Raw genomic sequence first — 17487 nt, 5'->3', positions numbered from 1 at the left:
GCGGTCATGAGCGGGCGGCTTCGGAGCTCGGCGTGCATCCGGCGTGCCGCGTGCCCCTCCCGGCGATCTCCCCGGGGGTCAGACGCCGGCGGAAGTACGTGACGGTGTCGCACAGGCCGCGTTCCACGGGAGTCGTGGGTTCCCAGTTCAGCAATTCGCGGGCCAGGGCGATGTCCGGACGCCGCCGCTCGGGGTCGTCCTGGGGACGGGGAATGAGCGTGATCTCGGAGCGGGACCGGGTGAGCTTGCCGATCCACTGTGCCAGCTCCAGCATGGAGACCTCGTGTGGATTGCCCAGGTTGACGGGTCCGCAGTGGTCGCCGGCCAACATGAGCAGCAGGCCTTCGACCACATCGTCGACGTAGCACAGGGACCTGGTCTGGCTGCCGTCACCGCTGACCGTGATCGGGTCCCCGCTCAGCGCCTGGCGGATGAAGGTGGGGATCGCCCGTCCGTCGTCCGGGCGCATCCGCGGCCCGAAGGTGTTGAAGATGCGCACGATCTTGGCGTCCACACCACGGCTCCTGCGGTACGCCATCGTCAGTGCCTCACCGAAGCGCTTCGCCTCGTCGTACACCGAACGCGGGCCCACCGGGTTCACATGTCCCCAGTAGCCCTCCGGCTGAGGATGGACCAGCGGGTCGCCGTACGACTCGGAGGTGGAGGCCAGCAGGAAGCGGGCGCCCTTGGCGGCGGCCAGATCCAGGGCGTGCCAGGTGCCGGCGGAGCCCACTCGGAGTGTCTCCAGGGGCAGTCTCAGGTAGTCCGCGGGCGAGGCTGGTGAAGCCATGTGAAAGACGGCGTCCACCGGCCCTGGGTCGTCCAGGCCCTGGGTGATGTCCCGATGACGGAACTGGAAGCGCCGGTCACCCGTGAGGTGCTCGATGTTCTCGGGGCTGGATGTCAGGAAGTTGTCCACGCAGACGACTTCGTGGTCCGCCTGAAGCAGCCGTTCACACAAATGGGAGCCGAGAAACCCGGCCCCACCCGTCACTACCGCACGCATGCAGGTCCTCTCGGCCGCCCCGCCCAGGCTGGTGGCGAGGTCGAGCTTCGGTGTCATTGCCGAAGTGTAGGTCAATGTCGTGTTTCTATTTCTTAGTCAGGAATAGCCCGATTGAGATGTTCTGCGGGCCCCATGCGCCCGGACAAGGACACGTTTCACCCGTTCTGCCGCAGAAAGCGAAGGGATGCGCGATGCCGGTAACCGCTGCGAAGACGGCTCCCCACCGGCCGGTCCCCTGGGGGCGGGCGCACGGGGGAGTCCGGGCCGCCAAGCGGTTCATCGACTGCGCGGGGGCCGCCGTCCTGCTCCTGTTCGTGGCGCCGGTGCTGATCGCCGCCGCCGTCGCGGTGAAGCTCGACAGTCCGGGCCCGCTGCTGTTCCGCCAGCGCCGCACCGGTTGGCGGGGCAAGGAGTTCCACGTCCTGAAGTTGAGGACGATGCACGTCGGTTCGGAGCGGTTGCGCGTCGCCATGGAGGAGTCCAACGAGGCCGACGGGCACCTCTTCAAGATCCGCGAGGACCCGCGGGTGACCAGGGCCGGGCGCTGGTTGCGGCGTTACTCCCTGGACGAGTTGCCGCAACTGGTCAATGTGCTGCGAGGGCAGATGTCCCTGGTCGGCCCCCGTCCGCTCCCGGTCGTGGACTCGGCGTTCACCGGGGAGGCCCGGCGCCGCCTGCTGGTCCGCCCCGGGATCACCGGTCTGTGGCAGGTGAGCGGACGGTCCGACCTCGCCTGGGAGGACGCCCTGCGTCTGGACCTTGAGTACGTCGACACCTGTTCGATCAGGCTGGACCTGGCGATCCTCTGCCGGACCCTCCCCGCCGTGCTGCGCGGTGACGGCGCCTACTGAGCCGGCTCCCGCGCGACGCGCGGAGGGTTCACCTCCACACCCCGCGCCCCACAGGGCGTCGGGGGAGCCTACGGGCCCCAGCGAACGAGATCAGCCAGGGAGTGACATCAGATGTCCGAGACTCGCCGTGGTGCGTCGCGGGGGCAGAAACCCCCGCTCGGTGCGGAGCGGGCCCGATGGACTGCGCGCCGGTGCAAGGAGTGGGTCCTGCCCGCCGTGATCGTCCGCCGACTGCGCGACCGTCGTGTCAGGATGCCGCTGTACGCCGCGGCCGGACTGGTCCTGGCCGGCGCCGCCTGGATCGCGGTCACCGGCGTACTCGCCCGAAATGAGCTGCTGGCCGCCCAGCGGAGCCTGGAGACGCTGCGGCGGCAGCAGCCCGCAGCGGCCCCGGTCACCGCTGCCGGCCCGCCTGCGGCGCCGACCGCAACAGTGCAGGACGCGGTGCGCGACGCCACCGGCCACGCCTCCCGGGCTCATCGGCTCACGACCGGCCCCGCCTGGTTCCCGGCGGCTCATCTGCCCCTTCTCGGCGGTCCCTTCCGTACGGTGCGCGGTATCGCGGAGGCCTCCGACCGGCTGGCCCACGACGTGCTCTCTCCCCTGACGCGCACCGTCGCGGAACTCGATGCCACCGGGACGGACGACGGCCGGCACCTGGACCTCTCCGCGCTGCGCCGTGTGGCTCCCCTTCTCGGACAGGCCTCGCACAGCGCATCGAGGGTGCGTGCCGAGGTCGACGCCCTCCCGCACAGCACCTGGCTGCCGGCCACCGACCGGGCGCGCACCGAACTCGCCCGGCAGCTCGACCGGATCACCCAGCTCGCCCACGATGCCGCCGCGGCGGCCCGGTTGATGCCCCCGATGCTCGGAGCCGACGGACCGCGGCGGTATCTGGCGGTGTTCGAGAACACCGCCGAGGCTCGTGGAACGGGTGGGCTGCCCGGAGCCTTCGCGGTGCTCAGGGCGGAGCGGGGCCGACTGAGCTTCGAGCACTTCGGCAACGACACCGAACTGACCGAGGCCTATGCGGACGTCGACCTGGGAGCGGAGTTCAACGGGCTCTACGGTCCCAGCGCCCCGACCCGGACCTGGGTCAACTCCAACATGAGCCCGCACTTCCCGTACGCGGCGCGGATCTGGGCCGCGGCGTGGCAGCGGCACAGCGGCCAGAGGGTGGACGGCGCCTTCGGCCTGGACCCCGGTGCGGTCTCCGGGCTCCTCACCGCCTCCGGCCCTGCCCGGCTGCCCGACGGGAGCGCCGTCACCGCCCACAACGTCGTCGATCTCAGCGAGCGTGCCAGCTACGCGCTCCACCCGGACTTCAAGCGGCGCAAGGCGTACTTCCTCGATGTGGCGCGCGCGGTGGCCATCCGGCTGCTCGGCGCGTCGACGGACCCCACGCGCCGGACCGCACTCTTCTCGGCACTGCACCGGCAGTTGGGAGACGGGCGGATCAAGGTGTGGAGTAGGCACGCGGCGGAGCAGCGCGAGCTCCTGGCGCGGTCGTTCGGCGGAGCCCTGCCCGGAAGATCCGCTCCACTGGCCGGACTGGTCGTCAACAACGCGGCGGGTACGAAGCTCGACTACTACCTCGACCGCCGGCTCGTATGGGCACCGGGCCGGTGCGTCGACGGCCGGCGGGAGGTCACCGTGACCGTGCGCCTCGCCAACCGGGCCCCTGTCTCGGGACTCCCGCCGTACGTCGTCCAGCGGGTGGACGACCCGCCCTACGACACCCGGCCGGGTGACAACCGCCTCCTGGTGTCCTATTACGCCAGTGCCGGCGCCACCCTGTCCGGTGCCACCCTGGACGGACGCTCAGCTCAGCTCAGCCACGGCACCGAGCGGGGCCACCCGGTCTTCACCCTCGACGTCGAGTTGCCCGCGGGCGCCGCGCGCACCCTCGTACTCCACTTGCTGGAGCCTCCGGCGGCCCGTTCTGCCCACGTGCTGCGTCAGCCCCTGGTGCGCCCCCTGCGGGCCAGAGCGCTCCCGAGCGGTCCGTGCACCGGCTGATCCGCCTGCTCGACGGTACGGGATCCGGTTCCGGGTCGGCAGTGCCGGAACGCACGCCTCGCCGACACCGATGGGCGGCTCCGGCCGACTCGGCGAGAGAGGGAGCGTTTTGGCCGCGTATCGCAGATACGATCACGTAGCTACCGAATATCAATGTTGATGCCGTTTTGCACACTTGGGATGGATACCTTGAATCTGTCCGACTACCTTCGGTTCCTGGTCAGGCGCTGGCGCATCATCGCGGCGCTGGGCCTGCTGGGAACAGCGGTCGGCGCGTTCGTCACCCACACCACCACACCGCAGTACCAGGCCACCTCGACCCTCTTCGTGTCGCTCCAGGACTGGGACGACACGGTCAAGCTCAATCAGGGCAACAGCTTCGCCCAGGCTCGCGTCCGCTCCTACGCGGAAGTGGTCACCAGCCCTTACGTGACCGAACCGGTCGCCGAGTTTCTGCGCCTGGACATGACGGCCTCACAGCTGGCCCAGAAGATCACCACAGAGGTGCCTCTCGAAACGGTACTTCTCAAGATCACGGTCACCGACACCAAACCGTCCCGGGCGGCCCGGATCAGCAACGCGGTCGCCCACCGCTTCGCCGAGGTCATCGCCAAGATCGAACGACCGGAGGGCGCCCGGCTCTCGCCCGTCCGGCTGAGCATCACCGAGCACGCCACCAGGCCCAAGACGCCGACCTCACCGAACCTGGTGCTCAACCTCGCACTCGGGCTCGTGGCCGGCCTGGGGCTCGGAACCGGCCTGGCGGTCGCGCGGGAGTCACTGGACACCTCGGTGCGCAGCCGCAACGACCTCACCCGGTGTCTCGCCGACACCGGCGGACCGGCCGTACTCGGCAGCGTCGTCCTCGACCAGAGTGCCTCCCGGCACGCGGTGGCGGTGGACGACGACTCGTTCGGCCGGCGGGCGGAAGACTTCAGACGGCTGCGCACCAACCTCCGGTTCGTCGACGTCGACGCTCCGCCCAAGGTCATCGCGGTCACCAGCGCGGTGCCTGCCGAGGGGAAGACGAGCATCTCGATCAACCTGGCGTCCTCCCTGGCCGAGTTCGGTTCCTCGGTCTGCCTGGTCGACGCCGACCTGCGGCGCCCCTGCGTGGCCTCCGCGCTCGGCCTGGTACAGGACGCCGGACTGACCACCGTTTTGATCGGCCAGGCGAACACCGAGAACGTGATGCAGTCGGCGGGCTCATTCTCGGTGCTGGCCAGCGGGGTACTGCCGCCGAACCCCGCGGAGATGCTGGGCTCGGAGCAGTTCCGCGCCGTGGTGCGCTCGCTCGCCGACAGGTTCGACCATGTGGTGATCGACACCGCACCGGTCCTCCCGGTCGCGGACACCCCGGCGATGGCCTCGGCGGTCGACGGCTACCTGCTGGCCGCCCGGTACGCGAAGAGCTCACGAGCGCAGGTCACCGACGCCGTGCGCGCCCTGCAAGACGTGGGCGCCACGGTGCTCGGAAGCGTACTCAACATGGTGCCCGCCAAGCGCGACAGCGAGCAGTACGGCTACGGGTACCGTCCCAAGACCTCGGGACGCCGGGGGCGGCTCCGGCTCCTGGCCCGGCTCATGCTCCGGCCACGGCTCCGCCGCCGCGGCAGGCCGGCGACGATCGGCGCCTTCCCCGCGCCGGCCGCACCGACGGGAAAGGACACCACTCCGGTGGCCGCCCAGGAAGGCGGAGACCATCACTGACCGCGGAGAGGACGCCGCGGCCGGCCCGGGCCGCGCCCGGCAGGTGCCGCGCCGTCGGCCAGGCGGTCGTCGGCGCCGGAGACCCGGCATGACGGTTCGCGGCTCCCGGCCGATGGCCCGGTGCGGGCGGATGCGTGCGCTCCCGGCCCTCGCGGCCGCGGTCCTGGGAGGCTCGGCACTGCTCACCTCCTGTACGGCTGACGACCGCTCACCGGTGCGCACGCAGGCCGTTGCCGGGTCTGCCGCGGGGTCGGTCGAGCAACTGAGGGTCAGGGTCCTCGACGTCCTGCCCCACGACCCGAAGGCCTACACGCAGGGCCTGGAGCTGGCCGGGCGAACCCTGTACGAGGGGACGGGCATGGCCGGTGAGTCGTCGATCCGCCGGGGCCCGCCCGGCCGGCGTCCCACCGTCCGTGCCGGCCTGCCGGCGCCACTGTTCGGGGAGGGGATCACCGTCCTCGGACGGACGCTGTGGCAGTTGACCTTCCGGGACCGCATCGCCATCGAACGGGACGCCAAAACCCTGGCCGAGCTGCGTCGTCTCCCCTACCCGGCGGAGGGCTGGGGCGTATGCCACCAGCCGGGGCGCGGGCGGCTGGTCACCAGTGACGGTTCCGCTCGGCTCACCTTGCGGGACCCGCGCACGCTGGCCCCGACGGGTGAACTCCTCGTCACTCTTCGAGGCCGTCCGGTGCCGCAGCTCAACGAGCTGGAATGCGTGGGCGACCGTGTGTACGCCAATGTCTGGCCCTCCGACCGAATCGTGCGCGTCGACACGGGTACCGGCGCGGTCACCGCTCAGATCGACGCCTCGGGACTGCTGCCCTCGAAGGAGCGGCGGCCCGCCGAGGTGCTCAACGGCATCGCCGCCATCCCGGGCACCGATGAGTTCCTGCTCACCGGCAAGTGGTGGCCGAAGATGTTCCGGGTGGCTTTCGTCGCCGGGTGATCCGGTCCCGGTCCGGCCGGCCCGGCCGCGCGGTGGCTACGTCGTCGGGGCCGCGCCGCACGCAGCTCCACCAGCGGGAAGCGGAGCTCTGGCAGGTGCCGGTGCTGGAGAAGGTTCTGGCGTCGGGTCGCTCCCCGGCGATGGCGTCGCTCTCGGAGGAGACGTTCGGGCCCCGACTCCGACCACTTCGGGTCTCAACTCCGGCGGATCGTAGACGCGTCGGAGAACGCCTTCCGGCTTCTACTTCTGTCGCCGCAGCCCGCGCAGACCGAGCAGGGCGGCGCACGCCAAGGCCACGGCGATGACGCCGGTCCTGAGGTTGCCGCCGAACCCGTCGTCGGCGGCGCCGTCGTCCCGTGCGGCCGAACCGCCGCTCCCGGGCGAGTCGGAGCCGCCGCCCCCGGGAGCGTCCTGCGGCTCCACAGGGCTGTCCGCGCCCTCGGCGCCGTACATGAGCTTCTCGCCGTCGGCGGTGTAGGTGACGGACTCTCCCTGGCCGAGGAACGGCACTCCGAGGCGTTCCTTCCGCTTGATCTTCCCGCCGTTCCAGTCGTAGGCGATCGCGCCGAAGTAGCTGCGGACGACGAGGTGTTCGCCGTCCGGGGAGAGGGTGGCGTCGGTGGCCTCCAGGTCGGGGACGGCCGCGACGGGGCGGAAGGTGTTCGACCCGGAGGGCGAGAGCCGGGCCGGGCCCTCGTACAGATGCCCGCCCTTCTCGTTCTTGTCGACGATGTAGACGCGGCCCGTCTTCGGGTGCACGACGAGGGACTCGGCGTCCCGCGCGCCGTCGGAGTACTTCACGACGTACTGCGTGGCCTTGATCGTCTGGTCGCGCAGGTTCTTCGGCTCGGGCAGCCGGTAGATCCAGACGTACGGCCAGGTGCCGCCGAGGTTGTCGCCTATGTCGCCGACGTAGATCTGGTTGTCCGGCCCGATGGAGACGGCCTCGACGTCGCGCGGACTGCCCACGCCGGACAGGGTGATCGTGGCGACCGTCTCGCCCGTCGAGCCGTCGACGGCGTAGAGGTAGGCCCCGTCGTCGCTGTCGTTGTGGGTCCAGTAGATGCCGGGGTGCTGCCGCGAGGCCGCCAGGCCGCTGGACTCGGTGATGCGCGGGTCCTTGATCGTGAACTTCTCGTCGCCGTCGGCGGCTGAGGCGGGCACGGCGAGGGCGCCCGTGAGAAGGGCCGCGGCGAGAAGGGCGAACGGTCTGCGCATGCCCCAAGCCTGCCATCCCGCCCGACCGTTCAGTGGGGCGTGGCCCGACTCACACTCCGCCGGAGGGCCTGATCGTCCATGATGAGCGGATGCTCAGGTTCATGCCCGTCGGTGACTCCATGACGATCGGAAGCACGGGCGAACACACATGGCGCTACCGGCTGTGGCAGCACCTGTGCCGTTCCTACGGCGGTCCCTTCACCCTCGTCGGCCCGCGCGAGACGCTCTACGACCAGGCAGCCGGGGCCCCGGTGTCGTACGCCTACGCCGATCCGGACTTCCCGCGTGCCCACCTGGCCGGCTGGGGCGAGGGCTGGCAGCACATGGCGCCGCTGATCGGCGACGCGGTGCGCTCGTGCCGCGCGGACGTGCTCCTGGTCTCGCTCGGCCTCATCGACCTGGGCTTCTACACGAACGCCGAGCAGACCGCCGAGAACGTCCGGGCCTTCGTGACCGAGGCACGAGCGGCGAACCGGCGGGTGGGCATGGTGTGGCTGCCGGTCACCCCGAACGTGCGCGCCCGGTCGGACTCGGCCTTCGCCACCGAGGTCGCCCGCTTCAACGAACTCCTCGCCAAGACGGCCGCGGACCTCGACGAGCCCGGCTCCCCCGTCCTGCTGGCCTCACCCCCGCCGTCGTACGACGTCGACACCGACACCTATGACGGCACCCACCCCAACGCGAGCGGCGAACACAAGATCGCGGCGGCCTTCGCCGAGGCGATGCACCAGGGCTGGGCCCTGGCCGGTCCTTACGAGCCGTAACGCGCTCGCCTCCGGGTCCCGGTCACCGGCCACGAGCATCGGTCGGCCTCCCCCTCGGACGACCGGCACGCCGGTGACGCGCGCGGCGCGGTGCGCTGAGGCCGTCACCCTTCCCGGCCCGGTGCCCGACCTCCACCGGGCCGGGGACGCACCCGAGTTCACCCCGGCGAACGGCCCGGCGACGACGAACAGGTGTGGTGCGTAAGGGAAGCGGATTTGTCACTTCACCATGCGAAAGCTTCGGGGGACGGTCCCGGCCCCGGGAAGATCTCGTCGAGAGCCGCAAGAAGCTCCGCGCCCAGGTCCAGGTCGAGGGCGCGCAGCGCCGAGTCAAGCTGCTCCTGCGTGCGCGGGCCGACGATCGGTCCTGTCACGCCGGGACGGGTGAGCAGCCAGGCCAGGGCGGCCTCGCCCGGTTCGATGCCGTGCCTGTCGAGCAGGTTCTCGTACGCCTGGATCTGCTCGCGCGTGCGGGCGTCCTTGAGGGCATCGGCGGCCCGTCCGCTCGCCCGGCGCCCCTCCGTGGCCTCCTTCTTGAGGACTCCGCCGAGCAGCCCGCCGTGCAGCGGCGACCACGGGATGACGCCGAGGCCGTAGTCCTGCGCGGCAGGGATGACCTCCATCTCGGCGCGGCGCTCGGCGAGGTTGTAGAGGCACTGCTCGCTGACGAGCCCGACCCGGCCGTGTGTCTTCGCGTTCTCGTTGGCCTGGGCGATCTTGTAGCCGGGGAAGTTCGAGGAACCGGCGTACAGGATCTTCCCTTGTTGCACCAGGACGTCGATCGCCTGCCAGATCTCCTCGAACGGCGTCGAACGGTCGATGTGATGGAACTGGTAGACATCGATGTAGTCGGTCTGGAGCCGCTTGAGGGAAGCGTCCACGGCGCGGCGGATGTTCACGGCGCTGAGCCGGTCATGGTTGGGCCAGGCCGGTCCGTCGGCGCCCATGTTCCCGTAGACCTTGGTGGCCAGGACCGTCTTGTCACGACGCCCGCCCTTGGCGAACCAGGTACCGACGATCTCCTCGGTGCGCCCCTTGTTCTCGCCCCACCCGTACACATTTGCAGTGTCAACGAAATTCAGCCCCGCATCGAGCGCCGCATCCATGATGGTGTGGCTGGTGGCTTCATCCGTCTGAGGCCCGAAGTTCATCGTGCCGAGCACGATGCGGCTGACCTTGAGCCCGGTACGTCCCAGCTGCGTGTATTCCATGGCCGCCAAGCGAACCCCTTCGAGTCCACTCCACGCAAGACGTCCGGCGGGCAGCGGGTACGCCTACCTCAGGCGCCCTCGCCGATGTGCCGGTACAGCGTGGCGCGTGAGAGGCCCAGGGCCCTGGCGATGGCGTTGACGCTCTCGCCCTTGGCCCGTCTGGAGCGGGCGACCGTGAGCATGTCGTCGTTCATGACAGCGGGCCGTCCACCGGTACGCCCCTGCGCCCTGGCCTGGCTGCTCACCCGCCCCGGCGTGACCGGCCCGATCGTCGGTCCGCGCACCGCCGAGCAGCTGGCCTCAGCGGTCCGCGCCTCCGAGCTGGAACTGTCCGAGGAGCTCCTGACGGGCTTGGACGAGATCTTCCCGGGCCCGGGCCCGAGCCCGGAGGCCTTCGCCTGGTGAACGCCCCGTGAGGGGCGGGGCTGGTCCGGCGTGCGGCTCCGCCGCGGGCGTGACCAGCCCTCACCGGCCCGCAGCCGGGGAAACGGCCGTCCGCCGTCCCCGCCGCCCTACCTCCCCAGCACGGAAGCCAGGGCGACGACGAGGAACATCAGCACGAGCACACCGGCCATGATCCGGTTGCGGGTTTTCGGGTCCACGGTACCGAGCCTAACCGGCGCCCCCGAGCGGCCAGCGCCCGACCGCCTCGTACCGGGGCTGCTCCCCGGCGACCCCGGACGTCGGAAGGTTGCTGCGCACCAGGCACAGCTCGCGCACGGTCCAGGTCCGTCCGGTGAATCCCGCGAGGGCGTCCAGGAAGGCCCGCACGTCCCCCGCCGCCCGGTTCCGCGCCACGGTCAGATGGGCCTTGTACCGCCGGTGCTCCCCCATCGGCACCCCCGCTTTGCGCGCCGCCGCCTCGACCCGCTCGGCCAGCAGCCGGAGGGTCGCCAGGTCCCCTTCGGCCCCGGCCCACAGCGCTTTCCCGTGCCCGAACTGTCCCCCGCCCCGCACGGCCAGCGCGAACGGCTCGGTACGGCGCGCGGCACGCTCCAGCCGCTCCGACAGCTCCGGGACGAGGCCGTCGTCGACCTCGCCGTAGAAGGCGAGCGTGAAGTGCCAGCCGGGACGGCCCGTCCAGCGCATGCCGTCGGCGCCGGGCAGGGCGCGCAACTCGTCCACCACCGTGCCGAGTTCACGGCACACCTCGTCGGGGGGCAGCACGGCCGCGAAGAGTCTCATGGGTCCAGCCTGGCACCATGAGGCCATGCGGATCACCATCCGGGACGGCGGGCCCGACGGCATTCCCTCGATACTCGCGATGCTCGACGGCTGCGTGGAGTGGCTGGTCTCCCAGGGGCGCACGGGCCAGTGGGGGACGCGGCCCCTGTCTCAGAGTCCGAAGACGGTGGAGTCCGTCGGCCGGTACATGGCGGAGGGCAGCGTGTACATGGCCGACGTGGACGGCGTCCCCGCCGGCACCCTGACGCTCACCGGCTCGGCGGGCGCCCACCTGTCCCACCTCCCGCAGCCCGGCGAACCCGAGCGCTACATCCACTGGCTCGCCTCCGACCGCCGCTTCGCGGGACTCGGCGTGGGCAGCGCCCTGCTGGCCCACGCCGCCGAGGAGACCCGCCGCGCCGGGGTCTCCCTGCTCCGCGTCGACTGCTACGCCGGGGACGACGGCAAGCTCGTCCGCTACTACGAGGCCCACGGCTTCACCCGCGCCGAGGCCTTCACGGTCGGCGAGAACGAGTGGCCGGGGCAGTTGCTGGCCCGGCGGGTGCAGGCGGCCTCCTGACCCGGGCGTGTCCCGGTCACCGTGCGTATCGTTGTACCGCGCGGCCGGATCCATCCACGGGTGCGGCCGGGGAGGAGCGCCACGATGACCGTCCTTGACGACAGGATCGAGATGGCCGACAGCAGCGGTGAACTCACCCTCGACACCATGTTCGAGTGGGTGGAGACGATGCCGGTCCCCGAGGGCTACAAGGTCGAGATCGTCGGGGGGAACATCTTCATGGCGCCTCAGCGGGACACCCACTGGGACATCATCGCGGACATCTACGACCAGCTGCGCGGCAAGTACCCGCGCAAGCGCGTGAAGTCCGACGTCCGTGTCGACTACCCGGGCCACCTCAACGGCTTCGCCTCCGACATCACCGTGATGGCGGAGGGCGCGGCGAAGAACGACAAGGGCCTGTGGCGCTACCAGGACGTCGAGTTCGTCGCCGAGGTGATCTCCAGGAAGACCGGGGCGAACGACTACGGCCCCAAGAAGGACGCCTACGCCGCAGCCGGTGTGCCGGTGTACCTGATCGTGGATCCGTACACCGGCCGCTGGCATCTGCACACCAAACCCAAGGACGGCGAGTACCGGGGCGAGCTGAGCCTGGACTTCGGGGACGAGATCGACCTGACGGGCACCGTGGTCGGCCTCGTCCTCACGACCGGCGAATTCCCCCGGGACTGATCGGGCCCGATCGGGCCCTACGCCGCCGGGGCCAGCTGACCCTGCTCGCGGGGGACGAACCGCACCCGGGGGTGGCCGCCGTACCAGCCGACCGAGAGGCGCAGGTTGCCGACGCGGGCCAGGATCAGGCCGATGACGGCCGCCGCGATCGCCGCCACCGCGCCGCCGGCCGCGAGGCCGACCCGGGCGCCGTACGTGTCGGTGACCCAGCCGACGATGGGGGCGCCGACCGGGGAGCCGCCGAGGAAGACCATCATGTAGAGGGCCATGACGCGGCCGCGCATGGCCGGGTCCGTGGACATCTGGATGCTGGTGTTCGTCGTGACGTTGACCGTCATGCCGAACAGGCCCAGCGGGACCATGAGCAGCGCGAACATCCACAGCGCGGGGGTCGTCGCCGCGAGGATCTCCAGTGCGCCGAAGGCCATGGCCGCCACGATCAGCAGCCGCAGCCGGGCCGTGCCCCGCCGCGCGGCGAGCAGGGCGCCCGCGACCGAGCCGACCGCCATCAGCGTGTTGAACATGCTGTACGCGCCGGCCCCCGCGTGGAACACGTCGTCCGCGAAGGCCGACAGGTAGACGGGGAAGTTGAAGGCGAACGTGCCGACGAAGCCGACCAGGACGATCGGCCAGATCAGTTCGGGGCGGCCGGTGACGTAGCGCACGCCCTCCCGCAGCTGTCCCTTGCCCCGCGGGGCGCGCTCGACGGTGTGCAGCTCACGGGCACGCATCAGCAGCAGGCCGGTGAGCGGCGCGATGAAGGACAGGCCGTTGAAGAGGAACGCGTAGCCGGTGCCGACGCCGGTGATGAGCAGGCCCGCGACGGCGGGGCCGACCAGGCGGGCCGACTGGAAGTTCGCCGAGTTCAGGCTGACCGCGTTCTGCAGCTGCCCGGGGCCGACCAGCTCGGAGACGAAGGACTGCCGGGCCGGGTTGTCGACGACGGTCGCGAGACCGACCGCGAACGCGGCGACGTACACGTGCCACACCTGGACGTGCCCGGTGAGCGTGAGGACGGCCAGGGCGATCGCGGTGAGGGCCATCGCCGACTGTGTCACGAGCAGCGCGGGCCGCTTGCGCAGCCGGTCGACGAGGACACCGCCGTAGAGGCCGAAGAGCAGCATCGGCAGGAACTGCAGCGCGGTCGTTATGCCGACGGCGGTGGAGGAGCCGGTGAGGCTGAGCACCAGCCAGTCCTGGGCGATGCGCTGCATCCAGGTGCCGATGTTGGAGACGACCTGCCCCAGGAAGAACAGGCGGTAGTTCCGCACCCTCAGGGAGGAGAACATCGAGGACGTGCGGGCGGGCCGGGCGGCGGGTGTGCCGGGGGTGGGCGGGGAGTCGTGGGGGTCAGGTGCGGGGGCGGAAGCTGCTCCGGGTCCCGAACTCAAAGGGTTCGCCTCCTTGCTGCATACGGGTTACAGGTGCGCGAGCTTCTCCAGCACGGGGGCGGCGGCGCGGAGTTTCACCCACTCGTCGTCGTCGAGGTTCTCCACCAGCGTGGCCAGGAACGCGTTCCGCTTGGCGCGGCTCTCCTGGAGCATGGCCTCGGCCTGCTCGGTGCGTGTGACGACCTTCTGGCGGCGGTCCTCGGGGTGCGGCTCCAGCCGGACCAGTCCCTTGGCCTCCAGCAGCGCCACGATGCGGGTCATCGACGGCGGCTGGACGTGTTCCTTGCGGGCGAGCTCGCCCGGTGTGGCCTTGCCGCACAGGGACAGGGTGCCCAGCACCGACATCTCGGTGGGGCTGAGCGACTCGTCGACCCGCTGGTGCTTGAGCCGACGGGACAGTCGCATCACGGCGGATCGGAGGGAGTTCACGGCGGCTACGTCGTCGCCATGGGTGAGGTCCGGCATGTTCTTTAGCGTAACTCATTACTCTAGCTAAAGACCAGTGGTCACGCACAGACCGGCCGTGACCCCCGCCACTGAAGCGTGACATCACTCATATGGGTGATAGAGCTGCGGAACGCCCCGCACCGTACCGAACGGTGCCGCAACCCTCATGGTCATGGGGACCAGCGTGCTCAGCCTGCGAATAGACCGCGACCTGCTCGAACGGCTCCGGCACCAGGCCGCGAAACGGGGAATGAGCGTCCAGGACCATGTGGTCCGGACGCTCATTCGAGATGACTTCGACCAGCGGTTCCAGGCCGCCGTCGAGGAGACGGAGCGGTTCTACGGGTCACCCGATCCCGGTGACGGGGATCAGGTCAGACCCAGCGCCGGCATCAGGTAGTAGAACGCGAACACCGCCGACACGACGTACATCGCCACCGGCACCTCCCGGCCCCGCCCGGCCGCCAGCCGCAGCACCACGAAGGTGATGAAGCCCATGCCGATGCCGTTGGTGATCGAGTAGGTGAAGGGCATCATCAGCATCGTCACGAAAGCCGGGACGGCGATGGTGTAGTCCGCCCAGTCGATCTCCTTGGCCGAACCGGCCATGATCAGGAAGCCGACCGCGACCAGCGCGGGCGTGGCCGCCTGGGACGGCACCATCGTGGCGACCGGTGTCAGGAAGAGGGCGGTGGCGAAGAGGCCGCCGGTGACGACGTTCGCGAGACCGGTCCGGGCCCCCTCGCCGACGCCCGCCGTGGACTCGACGAAGGCGGTCGTCGCGGAGGAGGAACTGGCGCCGCCGGCGGCGACCGCGAGGCCGTCGACGAACAGCACCTTGTTGATGCCGGGCATCTGCCCCTCGCCGTCGGTCAGCTTCGCCTCGTCGGAGACGCCCATGATCGTGCCCATCGCGTCGAAGAAGCACGACAGCAGCACGGTGAAGACGAAGAGCACGCCGGTGAGCATGCCGACCTTCCCGAAGCCGCCGAACAGGCTGACCTGCCCGATCAGCCCGAAGTCGGGGCTCGCGACCGGGTTGCCGGGCCAGTTCGGCGTGGTCAGCCCCCAGCTCGGCACCTTGGCCACCGCGTTGATGACGACCGCGAGGACCGTCATGGCGACGATCGAGATCAGGATCGCGCCGGAGACCTTGCGCACGATGAGCGCGAGGGTCAGCAGGGCGCCCAGGACGAAGACGAGCACCGGCCAGCCGTTGAGGTGCCCGTCACCGCCGAGCTGGAGCGGGACGGTGGTCTGTGCGGCGTCCGGCATGCGGGAGACGAAGCCCGCGTCGACGAGTCCGATCAGCATGATGAACAGGCCGATGCCGATGGAGATGGCCTTGCGCAGCCCGTAGGGCACGGCGTTCATGACGCGCTCGCGCAGTCCCGTGGCGACCAGCAGCATGACCACGAACCCGGCGAGGACGACCATGCCCATCGCGTCCGGCCAGGACATGCGCGGGGCCAGCTGGAGGGCGACGACGGAGTTCACGCCGAGGCCGGCGGCCAGCGCGATCGGGACGTTGCCGATGACGCCCATGAGGAGGGTGGTGAGCGCGGCGGTGAGGGCCGTCGCGGTGACCAGCTGCCCGTTGTCGAGCTGGTGACCGTACATGTCCTTCGCGCTGCCGAGGATGATCGGGTTCAGCACGATGATGTAGGCCATCGCGAAGAAGGTGGCGAGACCGCCCCGGACCTCGCGGGACAGGGTGCTGCCCCGCTCGGAGATCCGGAAGAAGCGGTCGAGTGAGCCGTACGTGGGCCCGGCTCCCGGCTGTTCAGGGGCGGGGACCTTGGCGGGAGCCGAGGAGGACATGTGTTTGGTGTTTCCTACGAAGAGAAGTGGACAGACACAAACCGTTTCAGTATGAACGTATAAGAGCGCGATCGGCCATCTCCGCGCGTAGACCTGATCGCCTCGTAAGCTGTCCCCATGGCGAAATGGACCCCCCGACACGAGGCGCCGGAGCCCTTGGAGGGCCCCGTGGTCGCCACCGTCACCGGCGGCACGATCCTGTGGTTCGTTCTCTTCCTCGTCCAGCTCCCCTTCTACGGCTGGTTCGACGACCACGGCCACACCTGGTGGGTGTGGACCTGCCTGGCCGGTGCCGGGCTGGGACTGATCGGCATCTGGTACGTCCGCAGGCGTGAAGCCGCGATCAAGCGGGCGGCGTCCGACGAGCACCTGACGGCGACGCCCGAAGCTCCCTAGCTAGTGCCGCAGCAGGCAACGTTCGCCCCGTCGTGACGCCCGGCACGCTCCCCCGTTCTCGGCTTCGCTCGAACGGGAGGGGCCCCCACCGCCGCACCGGGCACAAGCCCGAGTACACCCAGTACGAGGGCTTGCACCCGGCACGCCGAGAGCACGCACCGGACGCCGCTCCTTGACGGGCAAACGTTGCCCGCCGCGGCACTAGCCCGCTCTTCCCCGAGACACGCCTCCGCCCTCTCCCTACGCTCGTACAAGGCGGCGAAACGCTCGAGAACCGTCGGCGCGAAACCGCCGCCCGACCGGTGAGGAGTGCGGCGATGACGATGCGAGACAGCGCGGCCGAGGCCGACCGTGCCCTGAAGTCCAAGCACCGGGCGATGTGGGCCCAGGGCGACTACCCGTCCCTGGCCGCCGAGGTCATCCCCGAACTGGGAGCGATCCTGGTCGAGGCGTGCGGGGTGGGCTCCGGCCGGCGGGTGCTGGACGTGGGAGCCGGTTCCGGCAACGCCGCGATCCCGGCGGCCCTCGCCGGCGCGGACGTGGTGGCCGCCGACCTGACCCCGGAGCTCTTCGAAGCGGGCCGCCGGGAGGCCGGGAAGCAGGGCGCGGACCTCACCTGGCGGGAGGCCGACGCCGAGGCCCTGCCCTTCGGCGACGCGGAGTTCGACACCGTGCTGTCCTGCGTGGGCGTCATGTTCGCCCCGCACCATCAGCGGGCCGCCGACGAACTCGTCCGGGTCTGCCGTCCGGGCGGCACCATCGGGCTGCTCAGCTGGACGCCGCAGGGCTTCATCGGCCGGATGTTCGCCGCGATGAAGCCGTACGCGCCACCGCCCCCGCCCGGTGCCCAGCCGCCCCCGCTGTGGGGGGACGAGGACCATGTGCGCGCCCTCCTCGGCGACCGGGTCACGGACGTCAGGGCCGAGCGCCGCACGGTGCGGGTCGACCGCTTCGAGACGCCCGAGATGTTCCGCGACTACTTCAAGGAGCGTTACGGCCCGGCCATCAGTGTCTACAAGAACATCGCCGGTGAGCCCGAACGCGCCGCCGCCCTGGACGGTGCCCTGGTGGACCTCGCCCGCGACGGCGACCTCGGCACAGGCTCGGACGGGACGGTCCTGGAATGGGAGTACCTGCTGTTCACCGCACGCCGGGCGGGCTGACACCGGGGCGTGGCACCGGGGTCCTACGGCGTACAACTCCCGTACGACCACGGCACGAAGTCCGTCAGTCTGAGGTCGGATCTTCGCCGCATTCAGCGGGTGAAGCGGCAAAACCGCACGTACCG

18 protein-coding genes and 1 pseudogene are annotated in these 17487 nt (G+C 70.6%); 11 read left to right on the top strand and 8 right to left on the bottom strand.

The genetic code is table 11. The features are described 5' to 3' along the window. Positions 1-4 precede the first annotated feature (4 nt). Positions 5-1006, bottom strand: coding sequence for a UDP-glucuronic acid decarboxylase family protein (locus tag QNO09_RS21690; protein WP_283972015.1), 1002 nt, complete (start codon positions 1004-1006; stop codon positions 5-7). A 191-nt stretch (positions 1007-1197) separates the two neighbouring features. Between QNO09_RS21690 and QNO09_RS21685 the strand changes: the two genes are divergently transcribed. From QNO09_RS21685 to QNO09_RS21670, 4 genes are all read left to right on the top strand, one after another. Next, on the top strand, positions 1198-1857 hold the full coding sequence (locus QNO09_RS21685; protein ID WP_283971888.1) for a sugar transferase: 660 nt from the start codon (positions 1198-1200) through the stop codon (positions 1855-1857). A gap of 111 nt (positions 1858-1968) precedes the next feature. Continuing rightward, the gene (locus tag QNO09_RS21680; RefSeq protein WP_283971887.1) at positions 1969-3876 is read left to right on the top strand and encodes a DUF4012 domain-containing protein; all 1908 of its coding nucleotides are present in this window, start codon (positions 1969-1971) and stop codon (positions 3874-3876) included. A gap of 180 nt (positions 3877-4056) precedes the next feature. Beyond that, positions 4057-5586 carry a tyrosine-protein kinase domain-containing protein gene (locus QNO09_RS21675; RefSeq protein ID WP_283971886.1) on the top strand — a complete coding sequence of 510 codons (1530 nt, stop codon included), beginning with the start codon at positions 4057-4059 and terminating at the stop codon, positions 5584-5586. 88 nt (positions 5587-5674) lie between these two features. After that, the gene (locus QNO09_RS21670; protein WP_283971885.1) at positions 5675-6535 is read left to right on the top strand and encodes a glutaminyl-peptide cyclotransferase; all 861 of its coding nucleotides are present in this window, start codon (positions 5675-5677) and stop codon (positions 6533-6535) included. 240 nt (positions 6536-6775) lie between these two features. On the opposite strand, the gene QNO09_RS21665 is transcribed toward QNO09_RS21670, so the two are convergent. Further along, positions 6776-7753, bottom strand: coding sequence for a WD40 repeat domain-containing protein (locus tag QNO09_RS21665; protein ID WP_283971884.1), 978 nt, complete (start codon positions 7751-7753; stop codon positions 6776-6778). Between the two features lie 89 nt (positions 7754-7842). Here QNO09_RS21665 and QNO09_RS21660 point away from each other — a divergent pair, with 89 nt between their 5' ends. Then, on the top strand, positions 7843-8517 hold the full coding sequence (locus QNO09_RS21660) for an SGNH/GDSL hydrolase family protein (protein WP_283971883.1): 675 nt from the start codon (positions 7843-7845) through the stop codon (positions 8515-8517). 224 nt (positions 8518-8741) lie between these two features. Here the strand turns inward: QNO09_RS21660 and QNO09_RS21655 are convergent, their stop codons facing one another. Then, positions 8742-9728 carry an aldo/keto reductase gene (locus tag QNO09_RS21655; RefSeq protein ID WP_283971882.1) on the bottom strand — a complete coding sequence of 329 codons (987 nt, stop codon included), beginning with the start codon at positions 9726-9728 and terminating at the stop codon, positions 8742-8744. Positions 9729-9796: 68 nt separating this feature from the next. Next, the gene (locus tag QNO09_RS21650; RefSeq protein ID WP_283971881.1) at positions 9797-9922 is read right to left on the bottom strand and encodes a helix-turn-helix domain-containing protein; all 126 of its coding nucleotides are present in this window, start codon (positions 9920-9922) and stop codon (positions 9797-9799) included. A gap of 31 nt (positions 9923-9953) precedes the next feature. Between QNO09_RS21650 and QNO09_RS21645 the strand changes: the two are divergent. Continuing rightward, a pseudogene (locus QNO09_RS21645) lies at positions 9954-10133 on the top strand (aldo/keto reductase); the annotation flags it as partial. 207 nt (positions 10134-10340) lie between these two features. Here the strand turns inward: QNO09_RS21645 and thpR are convergent. Beyond that, positions 10341-10913, bottom strand: a complete 573-nt coding sequence (gene thpR / locus QNO09_RS21640; RefSeq protein WP_283971880.1) for an RNA 2',3'-cyclic phosphodiesterase — start codon at positions 10911-10913, stop codon at positions 10341-10343. A 25-nt stretch (positions 10914-10938) separates the two neighbouring features. Here thpR and QNO09_RS21635 point away from each other — a divergent pair, with 25 nt between their 5' ends. Both QNO09_RS21635 and QNO09_RS21630 read left to right on the top strand, forming a co-directional pair. After that, positions 10939-11472 carry a GNAT family N-acetyltransferase gene (locus QNO09_RS21635; protein WP_283971879.1) on the top strand — a complete coding sequence of 178 codons (534 nt, stop codon included), beginning with the start codon at positions 10939-10941 and terminating at the stop codon, positions 11470-11472. A gap of 84 nt (positions 11473-11556) precedes the next feature. Next, positions 11557-12144 carry a Uma2 family endonuclease gene (locus tag QNO09_RS21630; protein WP_283971878.1) on the top strand — a complete coding sequence of 196 codons (588 nt, stop codon included), beginning with the start codon at positions 11557-11559 and terminating at the stop codon, positions 12142-12144. A 17-nt stretch (positions 12145-12161) separates the two neighbouring features. On the opposite strand, the gene QNO09_RS21625 is transcribed toward QNO09_RS21630, so the two are convergent. Together QNO09_RS21625 and QNO09_RS21620 are read right to left on the bottom strand one after the other, a co-directional pair. Continuing rightward, on the bottom strand, positions 12162-13535 hold the full coding sequence (locus QNO09_RS21625) for an MFS transporter (RefSeq protein WP_283971877.1): 1374 nt from the start codon (positions 13533-13535) through the stop codon (positions 12162-12164). Positions 13536-13562: 27 nt separating this feature from the next. Then, positions 13563-14000 carry a MarR family winged helix-turn-helix transcriptional regulator gene (locus tag QNO09_RS21620; RefSeq protein WP_283971876.1) on the bottom strand — a complete coding sequence of 146 codons (438 nt, stop codon included), beginning with the start codon at positions 13998-14000 and terminating at the stop codon, positions 13563-13565. Between the two features lie 148 nt (positions 14001-14148). Here QNO09_RS21620 and QNO09_RS21615 point away from each other — a divergent pair, with 148 nt between their 5' ends. Continuing rightward, a complete protein-coding gene (locus tag QNO09_RS21615) occupies positions 14149-14382 on the top strand; it encodes a ribbon-helix-helix protein, CopG family (RefSeq protein ID WP_349636981.1) in 234 nt (77 codons plus the stop codon). Here the strand turns inward: QNO09_RS21615 and QNO09_RS21610 are convergent. Next, entirely contained in the window at positions 14352-15803 is a 1452-nt protein-coding gene (locus QNO09_RS21610) for an NCS2 family permease (RefSeq protein WP_283971874.1), read from the bottom strand. The two genes, QNO09_RS21615 and QNO09_RS21610, sit on opposite strands and share 31 nt — an antisense overlap. 117 nt (positions 15804-15920) lie before the next feature. Between QNO09_RS21610 and QNO09_RS21605 the strand changes: the two genes are divergently transcribed. Both QNO09_RS21605 and QNO09_RS21600 read left to right on the top strand, forming a co-directional pair. Beyond that, positions 15921-16199, top strand: a complete 279-nt coding sequence (locus QNO09_RS21605; protein WP_283971873.1) for a DUF2530 domain-containing protein — start codon at positions 15921-15923, stop codon at positions 16197-16199. A 317-nt stretch (positions 16200-16516) separates the two neighbouring features. Beyond that, entirely contained in the window at positions 16517-17362 is an 846-nt protein-coding gene (locus tag QNO09_RS21600) for a class I SAM-dependent methyltransferase (RefSeq protein ID WP_283971872.1), read from the top strand. Positions 17363-17487 lie beyond the last annotated feature (125 nt).

Source organism: Streptomyces sp. 378, assembly GCF_030124145.1.
GTDB lineage: Bacteria > Actinomycetota > Actinomycetes > Streptomycetales > Streptomycetaceae > Streptomyces.
Note: the sequence above shows the minus strand (reverse complement) of the source record. Positions and strands in the feature narration are given on the sequence as shown.

What these genes read in the sequence shown, in the direction of transcription:
- QNO09_RS21690 (WP_283972015.1), bottom strand. Translation starts at nt 1,006, where the DNA reads ATGCGTGCGGTAGTGACGGGTGGGGCCGGGTTTCTCGGCTCCCATTTG.
- QNO09_RS21685 (WP_283971888.1), top strand. Translation starts at nt 1,198, where the DNA reads ATGCCGGTAACCGCTGCGAAGACGGCTCCCCACCGGCCGGTCCCCTGG.
- QNO09_RS21680 (WP_283971887.1), top strand. Translation starts at nt 1,969, where the DNA reads ATGTCCGAGACTCGCCGTGGTGCGTCGCGGGGGCAGAAACCCCCGCTC.
- QNO09_RS21675 (WP_283971886.1), top strand. Translation starts at nt 4,057, where the DNA reads ATGGATACCTTGAATCTGTCCGACTACCTTCGGTTCCTGGTCAGGCGC.
- QNO09_RS21670 (WP_283971885.1), top strand. Translation starts at nt 5,675, where the DNA reads ATGACGGTTCGCGGCTCCCGGCCGATGGCCCGGTGCGGGCGGATGCGT.
- QNO09_RS21665 (WP_283971884.1), bottom strand. Translation starts at nt 7,753, where the DNA reads ATGCGCAGACCGTTCGCCCTTCTCGCCGCGGCCCTTCTCACGGGCGCC.
- QNO09_RS21660 (WP_283971883.1), top strand. Translation starts at nt 7,843, where the DNA reads ATGCTCAGGTTCATGCCCGTCGGTGACTCCATGACGATCGGAAGCACG.
- QNO09_RS21655 (WP_283971882.1), bottom strand. Translation starts at nt 9,728, where the DNA reads ATGGAATACACGCAGCTGGGACGTACCGGGCTCAAGGTCAGCCGCATC.
- QNO09_RS21650 (WP_283971881.1), bottom strand. Translation starts at nt 9,922, where the DNA reads ATGAACGACGACATGCTCACGGTCGCCCGCTCCAGACGGGCCAAGGGC.
- thpR (WP_283971880.1), bottom strand. Translation starts at nt 10,913, where the DNA reads ATGAGACTCTTCGCGGCCGTGCTGCCCCCCGACGAGGTGTGCCGTGAA.
- QNO09_RS21635 (WP_283971879.1), top strand. Translation starts at nt 10,939, where the DNA reads ATGCGGATCACCATCCGGGACGGCGGGCCCGACGGCATTCCCTCGATA.
- QNO09_RS21630 (WP_283971878.1), top strand. Translation starts at nt 11,557, where the DNA reads ATGACCGTCCTTGACGACAGGATCGAGATGGCCGACAGCAGCGGTGAA.
- QNO09_RS21620 (WP_283971876.1), bottom strand. Translation starts at nt 14,000, where the DNA reads ATGCCGGACCTCACCCATGGCGACGACGTAGCCGCCGTGAACTCCCTC.
- QNO09_RS21615 (WP_349636981.1), top strand. Translation starts at nt 14,149, where the DNA reads ATGGTCATGGGGACCAGCGTGCTCAGCCTGCGAATAGACCGCGACCTG.
- QNO09_RS21610 (WP_283971874.1), bottom strand. Translation starts at nt 15,803, where the DNA reads ATGTCCTCCTCGGCTCCCGCCAAGGTCCCCGCCCCTGAACAGCCGGGA.
- QNO09_RS21605 (WP_283971873.1), top strand. Translation starts at nt 15,921, where the DNA reads ATGGCGAAATGGACCCCCCGACACGAGGCGCCGGAGCCCTTGGAGGGC.
- QNO09_RS21600 (WP_283971872.1), top strand. Translation starts at nt 16,517, where the DNA reads ATGACGATGCGAGACAGCGCGGCCGAGGCCGACCGTGCCCTGAAGTCC.